The sequence below is a fragment of the Streptomyces uncialis genome (genome assembly GCF_036250755.1).
Lineage (GTDB): Bacteria > Actinomycetota > Actinomycetes > Streptomycetales > Streptomycetaceae > Streptomyces > Streptomyces uncialis.
Genome location: NZ_CP109583.1, coordinates 6,971,464 through 6,986,331, shown reverse-complemented (window position 1 = coordinate 6,986,331; position 14,868 = coordinate 6,971,464). Strand labels below are relative to the sequence as shown.

The window sequence follows — 14,868 nt, the reverse complement described above, 5'->3', positions numbered from 1 at the left end:
AGCGCGTCGCGGAGGTCCACGCGCCCGACAAGGGCGCCACGAAGGCCGCGGACGGCGCCGAGGGGCTCCACAAGGCCTCAGGGGCGCCCGGACGGGCCCGCCGCCCCTGGACCGGGGGTGGGAGCGGGGGTGGGCCTCCTGGGGCCGGAGCGGGCGATCCGGACGGCGGGGCGCACCCGCTGTACGAGGGCTCCGGGGATCTCACGGGCGGACCGCCCAAGGGCGGCGGGACGATCCCCGGCCACGGGAGGTCCGACCGTGACCGGCGCACCGGGGGCATGGCCGGCCCTGTGAGAATCGGAGCCATGGACAGCAGCAGCACCCGACGTCAGGCGACCCGGCAGAAGCTGTACGAGGCCGCTGTGACCCTCATCGCCGAGCAGGGCTTCTCGGCGACGACCGTGGACGAGATCGCCGAACGGGCCGGAGTGGCCAAGGGGACGGTGTACTACAACTTCGCCAGCAAGTCCGTCCTGTTCGAGGAGTTGCTGCGGCACGGCGTGGAGTTGCTGACCGCGTCCCTGCGCGACGCGGCGGAGAGCACCACGCGCGCGGGTGGCGGGAGTGCGGACGCGCTGGACGCGCTGGTCCGCGCGGGGCTCGTCTTCATCGAGCGGTACCCGTCCTTCACCCAGCTCTACGTCGCGGAGCTGTGGCGTACCAACCGGTCGTGGAACTCGACCCTGATGGCGGTCCGCCAGGAGACCGTCGCGGTGGTCGAGGGTGTGCTGCGGACGGGTGTCGAGCGCGGGGAGCTGAGCGGGGACATCGACGTCCCGCTGACCTCGGCGGCGCTGGTCGGCATGGTCCTGGTGGCCGCGCTGGACTGGCGTTCCTTCCAGCCCGAACGCTCACTGGACGACGTCCACGCGGCACTGTCCCGGCTGCTCCAGGGACGCGTCGGCGGCGGCGCCTGACACGCGCGGCGGACGCGGGGACGGCAGACGGCGGTACGGCGGGCGGGCGGTGGACCGACCGCTGACCCACGGCGGACGAACGCGCCGCTCCAGCGAAGCTCATCCCCCTGAGCCCTCGCCGCAGCGGCGCGTTCCCCCGTGTCCCCCATTTTTCGCGGTCCTCCGTGTCGCCACGGCGATCCTGTGCCCGTGGAGCCCTGGACACCCCCCGGCTCCTCGGTCACCGCTCCCCTGGTCAGGGGGAGCCACGGTCAAGGAGCGCCATTCCGTTCCGCCGCCCCGTGTCGGCGGTACCGTTCCGGCGTCCTCCTCCGTGCCTCCACTCTCCCGTTTCCCCGGGTGGCGGCCCATCCGCGCGGGTACTCATCTCCGCCGCTAGGTACCGGTACTCAGGTCTGGGCCCGCGTCCTCTTGTCCGGGCCCGCCGTCCTCGTCGGGGCCGTCGCCGGAGCCGCCACGGACCCCGTGCGGGGCCTGTCGGCGGCCTCCCGGCGGCGCTGTCGGTGGTGGCCGATAAAGTCGCCGCATGGGACGGATTGCGGTGATCGGCGCGGGCATGGGCGCCATGGCGGCCGCCGCGCGGCTGGCCATCGCGGGCCACAGCGTGGTGGTCCTTGAGCGCGGGGACACCTACGGCGGTGCCGTGGGCTCCTTCGCGCGGGACGGATTCACGTTCGACACGGGCCCCGGTCTGCTGCTGCTGCCCGCCGTGCAGCGCGATCTGTTCGTCAAGACCGGCAAGGAGCCGCTGGAGCGGTGCGTCGAGCTGTCGCAGGTGGAGCCCGCGTCCCGCCATGTCTTCGCGGACGGCACGGAGGTGTTCCTGCCCCACGCGTCGCGCGCGGGCGTCGCCGAGGCGCTGGACACCGCGCTCGGCGGGGACGCGGGCGCGCTGTGGGCGGCGTTCGTCAACCGCGCCCGGGACGCCTGGGACCGGGCCCGCCGCCCGCTCCTGGAGGAGCCCCTGTGGCCGAACTGGGAGGTGCTGGCGGAGCGTGAGCCGTACCCGGCGCTGCCCCGCAAGCGGCTGCTGCGCCGCGACCTGGTGGCGACGACCGTGAGCGGGATCGCCGAGCTGGAGCTGGCGGGCGAGCCACGGCTGCGCGCCCTGCTGGAGAGCTATCCGCTGGAGTGGGGGCTCGACCCGAGGACGGCCCCGGCGGGCGCGTCGGTGCTGGCGTACCTGGAGCAGACGTTCGGGGTGTGGTCGGTGGGCGGCGGTATGCGCGAGCTGGCGCGGGCCGTCCATGAGCGGTGTCTGGCGCGCCGGGTGGAGTTCCGCTTCGGCACGGCGGTGACCCGGATCGTGGAGAAGGACGGCCGAGCGGTCGGCGTCGAGCTGGCCGACGGCTCCGTGACCGAGGCGGACCATGTGGTCGCCGGGGTGGCGCCCGCCGTGCTGGCGGGGATGCTCCCGGGCACGGAGCCGCGCGCGCCGGAGGCCGTCCCGGCCCGCCCGGGGACCGCCAGTCGGCTCACGGTGATGCTGGCGCTGCGGGGCGCCCGCCCCGAGGGCACCGCGTACCGCACGGTGGTCCACACGACCGACCGTGACGGCGAGTTGGACGCCCTGTCCGGTGCCGTACCGGGGCTGCCGGAGCGGCCCACGGTGGCCGTGCTGAGCACCGGTGACCCCGCGGGCGTGCCCGACGCGGAGCACGAGGCGGTGACGCTCACGGCGACGGTCGCGGCGGGCGCGGGAGCGGGCGACCGGCGGGACGAGGTGCTGGGGCTGGCCGAGCGGATGATCGACACGGCCGGGCGCGCGGTGCCGAGGCTGCGGGAGCGGCTGCTGTGGCACGAGGTGCGCACCCCGGCGGACATCGAGGAGGCGACGGGCGCGCCGGGCGGGGCGGTGCCCGCCCCGGCGCTCGCGGCGGCCGGAGGGCGGCTGCTGAGCCCGTCGAACACCACCCGGGTCCCCGGGCTGTACACCGTCGGCGGCTGGTCGCACCCCGGCGGCGGGCTGCCGCACGCGGGTATGTCAGGGGCGCTGGTGGCCGGACTGATCGTGGAGGGGCCGGAGTTCCGCGGCTCCCAGTGAGGCACGCCCGCCGCGCACCGGCGGCGGGCGCGGGCTCAGTAGTGGTAGGGCTGCCGCTCGTCGTAGCCGGTGTCCTGGTCGGAGCGGTAGCCGTCGCCCTGCGGGGGATACGGGTAGTGCTGCTGGTCGGGCGCGGGCTCGCCGGAGTACGGGGCGCCCTCGGGGGTGCCGCGCTGCTGCGGGACCCAGACGCCGCCCGGCGGGGTCTCCTGGTAGCCGCCGCCCGGGGCGTACGGGTCGTGCTGCGGGGCCTGCTCATGGCCCTGGCGGCCGTAGGGGTCGTAGGAGGCGCCGACGCCGTCATAGGTCTGGGTGCCGATGTACGGGTCGGAGTAGGCGGCGTAGCGCTGCCCGCCCTGGTCGTAGCCGTGGCCCTGGTCGTAGCCGGAGTAGGTGTCGTAGCCGAAGTCCTGGCCGGGGGACGCGGGGGGCTGCGGGGACTCGCTGTAGACGCCGTAGCCGCCGGTGTCGTCGGGCATCGGCTCCGGCGCGTGGACCGGTGCGTGGACCATGGTGACCGGCTCCGGTCCGGCGGCCTCGTAGGGGAAGCCGTCGTTCCCCGGGTGCGGTGCGGCGCCGAAGTCGCCCGCCGCGTACGGGTTGTCGTCCGCTTCCAGTCCGGAGACCTGGAGCGCGGGTTCCTGATGTCCGCCGCCCCGGCGGCGCTTGCTGGCGCCCGGCCGGCCGCCGATGGCCCAGCCGGTGGAGAAGCCCCGGCGGAACGACATCGTCACGTACGTCTGCCCGACGGCGAACGCCATCGCGCCGATTCCGATCACGATCACCGACGGCAGCAGCACACCGATGACCACGGCGAGGAAGCCGCTGAAGGCCAGCAGCCGCCAGCGCAGCCTCGCCTTGTACTGCAACAGCACTTCACCCAGCAGCCACAGCGCGACGATGCCGAACGCGATGTAGAGGACCGCCCAGCCCATGTACGCCCCTCTCGTGCGGCCTGCGCCCCTCCGCGCACGGCCGGTCTAGGCCCGCGTGTGGTGCAGGCCCAGATTCTCGTAGATCTCCAGCGTCGCCGTCGAGTTGTTGAGCGTGATGAAGTGCAGCCCCGGGACGCCCTCGTCCAGCAGTCTCGCGCAGAACTCCGTCGCGAACTCGATTCCCAAGGAGCGTACAGCCGCCGGATCGTCCTTCGCCGCGAGGATGCGTTCTTTCAGCTCGTCCGGGAACGCCGCGTTGCTCAGCTGACCCAGCCGTTCGAGCTGTTTCACGCTGGTGACGGGCATGACCTCGGGGATGATCGGCGTGTCGCATCCGGCCGCGGACACCCGTTCGCGCAGCCGCAGATAGGACTCCGGGTCGAAGAACATCTGGGTGATGGCGTAGTCGGCGCCCGCGCGGCACTTGTCGACGAAGTGCCGGACGTCCTGGTCCCAGCCCTCGGAACGGGGGTGCATCTCCGGGAAGGCGGCGACGCCGACGCAGAAGTCCCCGGACTCCTTGATGAGCCGCACCAGTTCGGCCGCGTAGGCGAGGCCCTCGGGGTGCGGGACCCACGCGCCCATGGGGTCACCGGGCGGGTCGCCGCGGACGGCGAGCATGTTGCGGATGCCCGCGTCGGCGTACTGGCCGATGATGTTGCGCAGTTCCGCGATGGAGTGGTTGACGGCCGTGAGGTGCGCGACGGGGGTCAGGGTCGAGTCCGCGACGATGCTCTCGGTGGCCTTGACGGTGCCCGCGCGGGTGGAGCCCCCCGCGCCGTAGGTCACCGAGACGAAGCTCGGGGCGACCGCCTCGACCCGGCGCAGCGCGTTCCACAGGTTCCGCTCGCCCTTGGGCGTTTTCGGCGCCCAGAACTCGAACGAGTACGTCGCTTTGCCCGACGCGAGCATGTCACGCACCGTGCGTGCGCGGTCCGTCCTGGTGGAAGCAGTGCCTAGGGCCATACGGGCAGGTTAGCCAGCCCGTGGCCGTCCCCCAACCGGGCGACGGACATTACGGACGAATAACGTGCCGCTGTCCACGCTTCGGACAACGCATGGCCTGTTCCGTGCGCCGACACGCACCGGGCCGACCGGTTTTGTCCACGATACGGACACCACCGCGGACCGCGGACCCCGGCGCGTGGCTCTCGGGCCGGACCCGGATCACGGAACACGGACCGCGAGCGGGCCGCAGCCCACGGCCCGGCCACCGCACCCGCTACCGCTCCCGGAGCCGCTCCGCGAACTCACGGGCCGCCGCTCCCGGGTCCGGGGCCTCGGTCAGGGCGCGGACGACGACGACGCGCCGGGCGCCCGCCTCGACGACCTGGTCGAGGTTGCCGAGGTCGATCCCCCCGATCGCGAACCACGGCCGGTCGGTGCCCAGCGCGGCCGTGTGCCGGACCAGGTCGAGCCCCGGGGCATTACGGCCCGGCTTGGTGGGGGTGGGCCAGCAGGGGCCCGTGCAGAAGTAGTCGGCGCCCTGCTGGACGGCCGCGTCCCGCGCCTCCGGGAGGGCGTGGGTGGAACGGCCGATCAGGACGTCGTCACCGACGATCGCGCGGGCCGCCGGGACGGGCAGGTCGCCCTGGCCCAGATGCAGCACGTCGGCGCCCGCGGCGTGGGCGATGTCGGCGCGGTCGTTCACCGCGAGCAGCGCGCCGTGCCGGCGGCACGCGTCGGCGACGACCCGCAGATGCTCCAGCTCCTCGGCCGCCTCCATGCCCTTGTCGCGCAGCTGCACGATGTCGACACCGCCCGCGAGGACGCTGTCCAGGAACTCCGGCAGGTCGCCCTGCCGGGTACGGGCGTCCGTGCAGAGGTAGAGGCGGGCGTCGGCGAGCCGGGCGCGGCGCGTGGAGCTGGGCATGACGCGGTGTCCCCCCGTGGTGATGCGTGCTTCGTGGTGATGAGTGGGCCGTGGCAAAGCGTGGGCCGTGGTGGTGCGGGCGGCCCTTGGTGATGGTGCGGACGGTGGTGTGCGGGCACGGGCGGCCCGTGCCCGCACACCGGCGGTGCCGCCGCTCGGGCGGCGGATGCTGGATCGCTCAGACGGCGAGCGCCTGCGCTCGGCGCTTCACCTCCGTACCGCGATTCTCGCTCAGGGCCTGCGCGGGCGTGCCCGGCAGGGTGGGGTCGGGCGTGAAGAGCCATTCCAGGATCTCTTCGTCGTTGAAGCCGTCGTCCCGCAGGAGCGTCAGGGTGCCGCTGAGGCCCTTGACGACCTTGTCGCCGTCGATGAAGGCGGCGGGTACGTGCAGCGCCCTGTTCTCGCCCCGGCGTACCGCGATGAGCTGCCCGTCCCTGACGAGCTGCCGGACACGGGTCACCACCTCGCCGAACTGCTCGGCGATGTCGGGGAGGGTGAGCCAGGCGGGGACGAGCGCATCGATCTTTACGTCAATCTCGGTCACGTACCCAAGCGTGCCACTTCACTCCGGCAACGGAAAAGCGGCCCGCTGCGCGCGTCCCGCCGCGCCGGGTGGTACAAGCCCCCGAAGAACCCCTCCCGGCCGGTCCCGGCCGCTCAGCGGACGGCGGACTTCAGCGGCCGGGCCGGGTCCGTCAGCGCCTCCGCGTCCAGCGGCGCACCGGCCTCGATCAGCTTCCGGCCCTGGGCGAGGTCACGCGGCCGGCCCACGGCCAGCAGGGCCACCAGCCGGTCCTCGCGCAGCCAGCACACCGACCAGGCCGCCCCGGCGGGGTCCCCGCGCCGGACCGTCGTGTCGGCGTGCGGATGGTGGCCCGCGTACTGGACGAAGCGGCCGAACTGCTCCGACCAGAAGTACGGCACCGGGTCGTAGGGCGCGGCCGGTCCGCCGACGATGCCCGCGGCGACCGTACGGGGGCCCTGGAGGGCGTTGTCCCAGTGGTGCACCAGGAGGCGTTCGCCGTAGCGCGCGGAGGGGAAGGAGGCGCAGTCGCCGACGGCGTACACATCGGGCGCCGAGGTCCGCAGCCGGTCGTCGGCGACGATCTCCCGGTGGTCCCCCAGGGTGATCCCCGAGCCCGTGAGCCAGCCGGTGGCGGGGCGGGCGCCGATCCCGACGACGACGGCCCCGGCGGGCAGCGCGGTGCCGTCGTCGAGGACCACCAGGCCCGGTTCGACACGCGCCACGCGCGCGTGGGTGCGCAAGTTCACGCCCGCCTCGGCGTACCAGCCGGTCATCGGCGCGGCCACGTCCGCGGGCAGCGCGCCCGCCAGCGGCCGGTCGGCGGCCTCGACCACGGTCACCGCGCAGCCCGCCTCGCGGGCCGCGGTGGCGAACTCGGCGCCGATCCATCCGGCGCCGACCACCACGATGTCGTGCCGGTCGGCGAGCACCGGGCGCAGCCGCTGCGCGTCGTCCAGGGTGCGCAGCAGATGCACCCCGGGCACACCCTCGGAGCCGGGCAGCCGGACCGGTTGGGCGCCGGTCGCGATCACGAGCGTGTCGTACGGGACGGGGCCGTCCTCGGTGTCGAGCGCGTGGTCGCCGGGGCGGACGCCGGTGACCTCCAGGCCGAGCCGCAGTTCGACGCCGAGGGCTTCGAAGTCGATGTCGAAGGCGGAGCCCTCGGCGTTGCCGAGCAGGACGGCCTTGGACAGCGGCGGCCGGTCGTAGGGCTGGTGGGGTTCGGCGCCGATCAGCACCACGGACCCGGTGAAGCCCTGTTCGCGCAGGGCCACGGCGGTCTGCACCCCGGCCATGCCCGCGCCCGCGACGACGACCCGCTCACCCGCGCGCGGGAGGTCCGGCGTGCCGCCGGTCGCCGGTGCCAGGTCGGCCGGTGCTTCTGACGCTGCCTGTGCGGCCACCGCTGCGGGGGGCCCGGTCCGCTCACTCACCCCGCCACCATAGACAGACGACCTCGGGTCAGCGTCGTCCCCCGGTCGTGAGCTCCTCCACCACGCTCGTGCCCCGACCCGGACCCGATTCCCACTCCCAGGTCTCCGTCAGCCGCAGCCGGCCGTCCGGCAGGGCCGTCACCTCGGAGACGCAGTGGCCGGACGCGGTGGTGCCGTCGGTGCGCAACTGGACGTAGCGGAAGTCGAGGCGGTCCCCCGCGCGCGTGCCGACGAGATGTCCGCGCGCCACGTCACCGCCCGCGTAGTCGGCCCAGACCACCCCGTCCCGCTCGTGGTAGGCGAACCGGGTCCCGGTGCCGACCTGACCGGGCGCCTGGTCGGCCACCGGGGCGAGGGTCCGGCCGTCGAGCGAGGGGGCGCGGGGCGCCGTGTCCTGGGCTGTCACGGGTGACGGCTCCCTTACTGAGGCGTACGAGGACGGGTTAGGGTGGCCAACGTAGAGCACTCGCGGGAGCCCGGACGCACCGGGCTGAGAGGGAGGCTGACCGGCCTCCGACCGTACGAACCTGATCCGGGTCATGCCGGCGAAGGGAGGGGCTGGACACCCATGTCGCGTACAGCGGACGTGCTGGTCGTGGGGGGCGGGATCATCGGCCTGGTGACCGCCTGGCGGGCGGCGCAGCGCGGACTGGCCACGGTGGTCGTGGACCCCGGGCCCGGTGGCGGGGCGGCACAGGTCGCGGCGGGCATGCTCGCGGCCGTCACCGAACTGCACCACGGCGAGGAGACCCTGCTCGCCCTCAACCTGGCCTCGGCACAGCGGTATCCCGCGTTCGTCGCGGAGCTCACCGGGGTCACCGGGCTCGACCTCGGCTACCGGCGCTGCGGCACGCTCGCGGTGGCGCTCGACGCCGACGACCGGGCCCATCTGCGGGATCTGCACACACTCCAGACCGGTGCGGGACTCAGCTCCCGGTGGCTGAACGGACGGGAGTGCCGGCGGCTGGAGCCGATGCTGGCGCCCGGGGTACGCGGCGGACTGCGGGTCGACGACGACCACCAGATCGACCCCAGAAGGCTCGCCGCGGCCCTTGTGGCGGCCTGCCGCTCGGCCGGGGTGGACTTCCACCTCCACCGGGCCGAGAGCCTTCTGGTGGCCCGTGAGCGGGCCGTGGGCGTCGCGCTGGAGGACGGCACCCGGCTCGCCGCCGGGCAGGTCGTCCTCGCCGCGGGCAGCCTCAGCGGCCGGCTCGCCGGGGTACCGGACGACGTGCTGCCGCCGGTCCGGCCGGTCAAGGGCCAGGTGCTGCGGCTGACCGTGCCGCCGCGGTACGCCCCGTTCCTGAACCGGACGGTCCGGGCCGTCGTCCGGGGCAGCCAGGTGTATCTCGTCCCCCGGGAGAACGGCGAACTCGTCGTCGGCGCGACCAGCGAGGAGCTGGGCTGGGACACCACCGTCACCGCGGGCGGCGTGTACGAGCTGCTGCGCGACGCCCATGAGCTGGTGCCCGGCATCACCGAGCTGCCGCTCACCGAGACCCGCGCGGGGCTGCGGCCCGGCTCCCCCGACAACGCGCCGCTGCTCGGGCCGACCGCCCTGGACGGTCTGCTGCTCGCCACCGGCCACTACCGCAACGGTGTGCTGCTCACGCCCGTCACCGGGGACGTGCTCGCGCACGCGCTGGTGAACGGCGAACTGCCCGGGACCGCCCGGCCCTTCAGCCCGCTGCGCTTCCGGACCCCGGTCCACGCCCTCCCCCAGGAGCAGTCCGTATGACCGTCACCCTCAACGGCGAGGCCCGCGAGGTGCCGCCGGGAACCACCCTCGGCGCGCTCGTCGCCACGCTCACCACCGCGCCGGGCGGGGTCGCCGCCGCGCTCAACGAGACCGTCGTCCCGCGCGCGGGGTGGACGTCCACCGTCCTGACCACGGGTGACCGGGTCGAGGTCCTCACCGCCGTCCAGGGAGGCTGACCCATGGCCGACGACCCCTTCGTCCTCGGTGGTACGACCTACGGCTCACGGCTGATCATGGGGACGGGCGGCGCGCCCAGCCTCGATGTGCTGGAACGCGCGCTGGTCGCGTCCGGTACGGAGCTGACGACCGTGGCGATGCGGCGGGTCGACCCCACCACCCGGGGTTCCGTGCTGTCCGTCCTGGAGCGGCTCGGCATCCAGGTGCTGCCCAACACCGCGGGGTGTTTCACCGCCGGGGAGGCGGTGCTGACCGCGCGGCTGGCGCGGGAGGCGCTGGGCACCGATCTCGTGAAGCTGGAGGTCATCGCCGACGAGCGCACGCTGCTGCCCGACCCCGTGGAGCTGCTGGACGCGGCCGAGACCCTGGTGGACGACGGGTTCACGGTCCTGCCCTACACCAACGACGACCCGGTGCTCGCCCGGAAGCTGGAGGACGTGGGGTGCGCGGCGGTCATGCCGCTCGGGTCGCCGATCGGGTCCGGGCTCGGTATCCGCAACCCGCACAACTTCGAGCTGATCGTGGAGCGGGCGCGGGTGCCGGTCGTGCTGGACGCGGGGGCCGGGACGGCGTCCGATGTGGCGCTGGCGATGGAGCTGGGATGCGCGGGGGTGATGCTGGCCTCCGCGGTGACGCGGGCGCGGGTGCCGGTGCTGATGGCCGAGGCGGTGCGGCATGCTGCCGAGGGCGGGCGGTTGGCGTATCGCGCGGGGCGCATTCCGCGGCGGTGGTTCGCCCGGGCGAGCAGTCCGCACGCGGGGCGTGCGGAGCTGGATCCCGAACGCCCGGCGTTCTGACCCGGCGGGGGTCCTCCCGGCTGGGCGCACTCGTTCCCGCACGGGTCGCCTCCGCTTGCGCTTGTGAGGTCTGTCCGGGTGGCCGCACTTGTTCCTGTGCCGTCGCTCGGTGGGTGCGCAGTTCCCCGCGCCCCTGGATGCTGCCCCTTCGGGATTGTTCGTCGGGTGCGGGCCGGTTCTCGTCTTCGCGCAGTTCCCCGCGCCCCTTTGGGGCGCCATCTGCTTGTTCTTCGGGTCGGTGCCGGTCGGGATTCTCCGTCCTCGATCCGACACGCTCGGTACGACGTTCATGTGGTCCGACTGACGAGGATCGGAGTCTGCGAGCAGAGATTCCCGCCCACCCCCTCCCGCAGCAGCGCGACTGCACGAGGAGGACGGTGCCCCTTCAGGGGCGCGGGGAACTGCGCGAAAGACGGACGACCCGCACCCGCCGGACATCGGCACCACGCAGGGGTGCCCCGAAAGGGGCGCGGGGAACTGCGCGAAACCACGGGATACCCGCACAGGAACGGAGTGCGGCTGGCACAGGAAACCCAGGGGCGCGGGGAACTGCGCAACCACCGAGCGACGGCACAGGAACGAAGTGCGCTCAGCACAGGGAGACCTCGGAAGCGCAAGCGAAGGCGACCCGTGGGGGCATGCGGGGAAACGTAGACTCGGTGGGTGCATACGCTTCAGGACCCCCTGGTCGGCCAGGTTCTCGACGCCCGCTACCGCGTGGACGCCCACATCGCGACGGGCGGCATGGCCACGGTCTACCGGGCCCTGGACACCCGCCTCGACCGCGTCGTCGCCCTGAAGGTGATGCACCCCGCCCTCGCGGTCGACGCGACCTTCGTGGAGCGCTTCATCCGCGAGGCGAAATCCGTGGCCAGGCTCTCGCACCCGAACGTCGTGGGCGTCTTCGACCAGGGCGCCCAGGGCGCCTATGTGTACCTGGCGATGGAGTACGTCTCCGGCTGCACCCTCCGGGACGTCCTGCGTGAACGCGGCGCGCTCCAGCCCCGCGCCGCGCTCGACATCCTGGAACCCGTCCTCGCCGCCCTGGGCGCGGCCCACCGCGCCGGTTTCGTCCACCGGGACATGAAGCCCGAGAACGTCCTGATCGGCGACGACGGCCGGGTCAAGGTCGCGGACTTCGGCCTGGTGCGGGCCGTGGACTCGGGCACCGGCACCACGGGCACCGTCCTCGGCACGGTGGCGTATCTCGCGCCGGAGCAGATCGAGGAGGGCGCGGCCGACCCCCGCGCCGATGTGTACGCCTGCGGTGTGGTCCTGTACGAGATGCTGACCGGCCGCAAGCCGCACACCGGCGACACCGCGGCCCAGGTGATCTTCAGCCATGTCAACGAGGACGTCCCCCCGCCGTCGGCCGCCGTACCGGGCCTGTCGGTGGAGCTGGACGACCTCGTGGTGTCGGCGGCGGCCCGTACCCCCGCGGTACGGCCGCACGACGCGGTGGCCCTGCTCGCGGCGGTCCGCGCGGCGCGCTCCGCGCTCACGGACGAGCAGCTCGACGCCGTACCCCCGCAGGCCCGCACCGCCGCGCACGACAACGCGGACGACCGCACCAGCGTGATCCCCCGGGCGCTCGGCATACCGGCGCCGCTGCCGGTGAACGAGCCGGACGACGTCCAGCGGACCAGTGTGCTGACCCGCGCCCCGGCCCCCGCTCGGGCGCGGACCGGACGGTTCGGGCGGTTCGGCGGACCGCCGCGGTCGGTGCTCGTGGCCGCCGGGGCCCTGCTGCTGACCCTGCTGGCCGGGCTGGGCGTCTGGTACATCAACTCCGGGCAGTTCACCAAGGTGCCCGCGCTGCTGACCCGGTCCGAGACGGACGCCAGGCAGCGTCTGACGGACGCCGGTCTGGACGTGGGCGACATCCGCCGCCAGTACAGCGACACGGACCGGCGCGGCACCGTCGTCGCCACCGATCCGGCGGCCGGGGAACGTATCCGGGACAACGGCAGCGTGGGGCTGACGATCTCGCTGGGACCGCAGACGGTACGGGTACCGGACGTCACCGACCGCACGCTCGCCGTGGCGCGTGAGGAGATCACGTCGGCGGGTCTGGAGCCCGGGATGGTCACGGACGAGTTCGACACGACCGTCCCCAAGGGCGAGGTGATCAGCACCGAACCGGCGGCGGGCACCGGGCGCCGGGCGGGCAGCGCGGTCGCGATCACGGTCAGCAGGGGCGCCCCGGTGGACGTACCGGACGTCCGCGATCAGCCGCTGGACGAGGCGACGGCCGCGCTGGAGGAACTGGGGCTGCGCACCGAGGTCGCGGCGGAACGCGTCACCGCGAAGGTCCCGGCCGGAGAGGTCGCCCGGCAGTTCCCGCGGGCCCGTACCGAGGCGGCCGAAGGCGACACGATCACCCTGACGCTGTCCAAGGGGCCGGAGATGATCGAGGTCCCGGACGTGGTCGGTGACCGGGTGGACGACGCGCGCCAGACGCTGGAGGCGGCCGGGTTCGAGGTCGAGGAGGACCGGGGCATCCTCGGGATCTTCGGTGACACGGTCCGCGGTCAGTCGGTCGAGGCCGGGGAGAAGGCCCCGGAGGGCTCCAGGATCAAGCTGAGCATCCGCTGACCCGGGGGCTCCGGGGGCTCCGTCCCGCCCGAGCGGATTCACGCCGGGCATCCGCCGACCGGGGCCGCCGAGAGCCGTGAAACCCTGGCCGGGTGACACGCACCCTCCCCCGCAACCCTGTCGGCAGCCACGTCCCGGTGGCCGGAGGTCTCGCCTCCGTCGGTCTCGCGTACGCGCGTGAGCTGGACGCCGAGACCGTGCAGGTCTTCGTGGCCAACCCGCGCGGCTGGGCCACCCCGGCCGGTGACCCCCGCCAGGACGAGGAGTTCCGTACGTACTGCGCGGAGCGGGGCGTCCCGGCGTATGTGCACGCCCCGTATCTGATCAACTTCGGTTCCCACACCGAGGCGACCGTGGACCGTTCCGTGGACTCGATGCGGCACTCGCTGCGCCGGGCGCGGGCGATCGGCGCGGTGGGGGTCGTGGTGCACACGGGGTCCGCGACCGGTGGCCGGAACCGATCGGTGGCGCTGGCGCAGGTACGGGAGCGGATGCTGCCGCTGCTGGACGAGCTGACGCACGACGACGACCCGTTCCTGCTGCTGGAGTCGACGGCCGGGCAGGGGTCCTCGCTGTGCTCGCGGGCGGAGGATTTCGGGCCGTACTTCGCGGCCCTGGACTCCCATCCGAAGCTGGGTGTCTGTCTGGACACCTGTCACATCTTCGCGGCGGGACACGATCTGGCCGGGCCCGGCGGAGCCCGTCGGACGCTCGACGAGCTGGTCGCGACGGTCGGTGAGGGGCGGCTGAAACTGATCCATGCCAACGATTCGAAGGAGGGTGTCGGGGCCTTCAAGGACCGGCACGCGAACATCGGCGCCGGGCATATCGGCGAGGAGCCGTTCCGCGCCCTGCTGGCGCACCCCGCGACCGCGGACGTGCCCCTGGTCATCGAGACCCCGGGGGGCAAGCAGGGGCATATGGACGATGTGGCGCTGCTGAAGAAGCTGCGGGGCTGACCGGAGGTCCCGCTGACCGGAGGTCCCCCGGCCGCGGGCAAGGGTCCCCGGCCGCACAAGGCAGGCGGACGGCTCAGAGCTCGGGGCCGTCGCCCGGTTCCTCCTGGTAGGAGTACCGCTGCTCACGCCAGGGGTTCCCGATGTTGTGGTAGCCGCGCTCCTCCCAGAAACCCCGGCGGTCGGCCGTCATGTACTCGACGCCCCGGACCCATTTGGGGCCTTTCCAGGCGTACAGGCCCGGCACGATCAGCCGCAGCGGGAAGCCGTGTTCCGCGGTGAGCGGCTCACCGTCCTTGTGGGTGGCGAAAATCGTTCGCTCGGAGGTGAAGTCGGCGAGCCGCAGATTCGAACTGAAGCCGTATTCCGCCCATACCATCACATGGGTGACGTTCGGTGCCGGAGGTGCGAGATCGAGCAGCGTACGGGCCGGGACACCGCCCCATTCGGCGCCGAGCATGCTGAATTTGGTGACGCAGTGGAGATCCGCGACAACCGTGGAATAGGGGAGTTCCGAGAATTCCTCGTGATTCCAGCACCGCTTGTCGCCGTCCGCCGTGGCACCGAAGACACGGAATTCCCAGCGCTCCGGACGGAACCGCGGCACCGGACCGTAATGGGTGACCGGCCAGCCCCGCTGAAGCCGCTGACCAGGTGGAAGGTCCGGCTGCGCTGCTGGCGAAGACTCGCGACCGACCGGATGACCCATGCCTCCATCCTGACAGACCCGGCGCGGTGTCCATGACCAGGCGGGCGCCGATCGGTGCAACTCCTACTAAGCATGCACTTACTGGACGGCCTCCGAAGACCGGTGCGAGGATGCGGCCACCAGCCGCACCCCTTACGGAAGGAGCCT

The 14,868-nt window shown here is 73.4% G+C and carries 14 protein-coding genes and 1 riboswitch; of the genes, 7 read left to right on the top strand and 7 right to left on the bottom strand.

The genetic code is table 11. From position 1 onward, the window contains the following. Positions 1–305: 305 nt before the first annotated feature. Together OG711_RS29230 and OG711_RS29225 are read left to right on the top strand one after the other, a co-directional pair. A complete protein-coding gene (locus OG711_RS29230) occupies positions 306–917 on the top strand; it encodes a TetR/AcrR family transcriptional regulator (protein WP_329561467.1) in 612 nt (203 codons plus the stop codon). 526 nt (positions 918–1,443) lie between these two features. Continuing rightward, positions 1,444–2,961 carry a phytoene desaturase family protein gene (locus OG711_RS29225; RefSeq protein ID WP_329561465.1) on the top strand — a complete coding sequence of 506 codons (1,518 nt, stop codon included), beginning with the start codon at positions 1,444–1,446 and terminating at the stop codon, positions 2,959–2,961. A gap of 35 nt (positions 2,962–2,996) precedes the next feature. Here the strand turns inward: OG711_RS29225 and OG711_RS29220 are convergent, their stop codons facing one another. The 6 genes from OG711_RS29220 to OG711_RS29195 all read right to left on the bottom strand — a co-directional run bounded on the left by OG711_RS29220 (position 2,997) and on the right by OG711_RS29195 (position 8,134). Next, positions 2,997–3,896 carry a hypothetical protein gene (locus OG711_RS29220; RefSeq protein ID WP_329561464.1) on the bottom strand — a complete coding sequence of 300 codons (900 nt, stop codon included), beginning with the start codon at positions 3,894–3,896 and terminating at the stop codon, positions 2,997–2,999. A 45-nt stretch (positions 3,897–3,941) separates the two neighbouring features. Beyond that, positions 3,942–4,862 carry a methylenetetrahydrofolate reductase [NAD(P)H] gene (gene metF / locus OG711_RS29215; RefSeq protein WP_266514306.1) on the bottom strand — a complete coding sequence of 307 codons (921 nt, stop codon included), beginning with the start codon at positions 4,860–4,862 and terminating at the stop codon, positions 3,942–3,944. 256 nt (positions 4,863–5,118) lie between these two features. Then, a complete protein-coding gene (thiE, locus tag OG711_RS29210) occupies positions 5,119–5,769 on the bottom strand; it encodes a thiamine phosphate synthase (RefSeq protein ID WP_329561461.1) in 651 nt (216 codons plus the stop codon). 178 nt (positions 5,770–5,947) lie between these two features. Continuing rightward, complete coding sequence (locus OG711_RS29205) at positions 5,948–6,313, bottom strand: Rv2175c family DNA-binding protein (RefSeq protein ID WP_073791152.1); 366 nt, start codon at positions 6,311–6,313, stop codon at positions 5,948–5,950. Positions 6,314–6,426: 113 nt separating this feature from the next. Continuing rightward, entirely contained in the window at positions 6,427–7,590 is a 1,164-nt protein-coding gene (locus OG711_RS29200) for an NAD(P)/FAD-dependent oxidoreductase (protein ID WP_329564117.1), read from the bottom strand. Between the two features lie 166 nt (positions 7,591–7,756). Continuing rightward, a complete protein-coding gene (locus OG711_RS29195) occupies positions 7,757–8,134 on the bottom strand; it encodes a hypothetical protein (protein WP_073791155.1) in 378 nt (125 codons plus the stop codon). Between the two features lie 52 nt (positions 8,135–8,186). Next, a riboswitch (TPP riboswitch) is annotated at positions 8,187–8,299 on the top strand. On the opposite strand from OG711_RS29195, the gene thiO reads away from it, so the two are divergent. The 5 genes from thiO (at position 8,297) to OG711_RS29170 (ending at position 14,015) form a co-directional block, all read left to right on the top strand. Next, positions 8,297–9,466, top strand: coding sequence for a glycine oxidase ThiO (gene thiO / locus OG711_RS29190; RefSeq protein ID WP_073791157.1), 1,170 nt, complete (start codon positions 8,297–8,299; stop codon positions 9,464–9,466). It overlaps the preceding riboswitch by 3 nt. Beyond that, positions 9,463–9,663, top strand: a complete 201-nt coding sequence (gene thiS, locus OG711_RS29185; protein ID WP_073791160.1) for a sulfur carrier protein ThiS — start codon at positions 9,463–9,465, stop codon at positions 9,661–9,663. Before thiO ends, thiS begins: the two co-directional genes overlap by 4 nt. Positions 9,664–9,666: 3 nt before the next feature. After that, a complete protein-coding gene (locus OG711_RS29180) occupies positions 9,667–10,461 on the top strand; it encodes a thiazole synthase (protein ID WP_266514317.1) in 795 nt (264 codons plus the stop codon). 663 nt (positions 10,462–11,124) lie between these two features. Beyond that, complete coding sequence (pknB, locus tag OG711_RS29175) at positions 11,125–13,056, top strand: Stk1 family PASTA domain-containing Ser/Thr kinase (RefSeq protein WP_329561457.1); 1,932 nt, start codon at positions 11,125–11,127, stop codon at positions 13,054–13,056. Between the two features lie 92 nt (positions 13,057–13,148). After that, positions 13,149–14,015 carry a deoxyribonuclease IV gene (locus OG711_RS29170; protein WP_329561455.1) on the top strand — a complete coding sequence of 289 codons (867 nt, stop codon included), beginning with the start codon at positions 13,149–13,151 and terminating at the stop codon, positions 14,013–14,015. Between the two features lie 73 nt (positions 14,016–14,088). Here OG711_RS29170 and OG711_RS29165 read toward each other — a convergent pair whose 3' ends face one another. Next, positions 14,089–14,721, bottom strand: coding sequence for a sulfite oxidase-like oxidoreductase (locus tag OG711_RS29165; protein ID WP_073791171.1), 633 nt, complete (start codon positions 14,719–14,721; stop codon positions 14,089–14,091). Between the last annotated feature and the right edge of the window lie 147 nt (positions 14,722–14,868).

Coding starts and splice junctions, on each gene's coding strand:
- OG711_RS29225 (WP_329561465.1), top strand. CDS start 1,444: ATGGGACGGATTGCGGTGATCGGCGCGGGCATGGGCGCCATGGCGGCC.
- OG711_RS29220 (WP_329561464.1), bottom strand. CDS start 3,896: ATGGGCTGGGCGGTCCTCTACATCGCGTTCGGCATCGTCGCGCTGTGG.
- OG711_RS29230 (WP_329561467.1), top strand. CDS start 306: ATGGACAGCAGCAGCACCCGACGTCAGGCGACCCGGCAGAAGCTGTAC.
- thiO (WP_073791157.1), top strand. CDS start 8,297: ATGTCGCGTACAGCGGACGTGCTGGTCGTGGGGGGCGGGATCATCGGC.
- OG711_RS29165 (WP_073791171.1), bottom strand. CDS start 14,721: ATGGGTCATCCGGTCGGTCGCGAGTCTTCGCCAGCAGCGCAGCCGGAC.
- metF (WP_266514306.1), bottom strand. CDS start 4,862: ATGGCCCTAGGCACTGCTTCCACCAGGACGGACCGCGCACGCACGGTG.
- OG711_RS29180 (WP_266514317.1), top strand. CDS start 9,667: ATGGCCGACGACCCCTTCGTCCTCGGTGGTACGACCTACGGCTCACGG.
- OG711_RS29200 (WP_329564117.1), bottom strand. CDS start 7,590: ATGGCCGGGGTGCAGACCGCCGTGGCCCTGCGCGAACAGGGCTTCACC.
- thiE (WP_329561461.1), bottom strand. CDS start 5,769: ATGCCCAGCTCCACGCGCCGCGCCCGGCTCGCCGACGCCCGCCTCTAC.
- thiS (WP_073791160.1), top strand. CDS start 9,463: ATGACCGTCACCCTCAACGGCGAGGCCCGCGAGGTGCCGCCGGGAACC.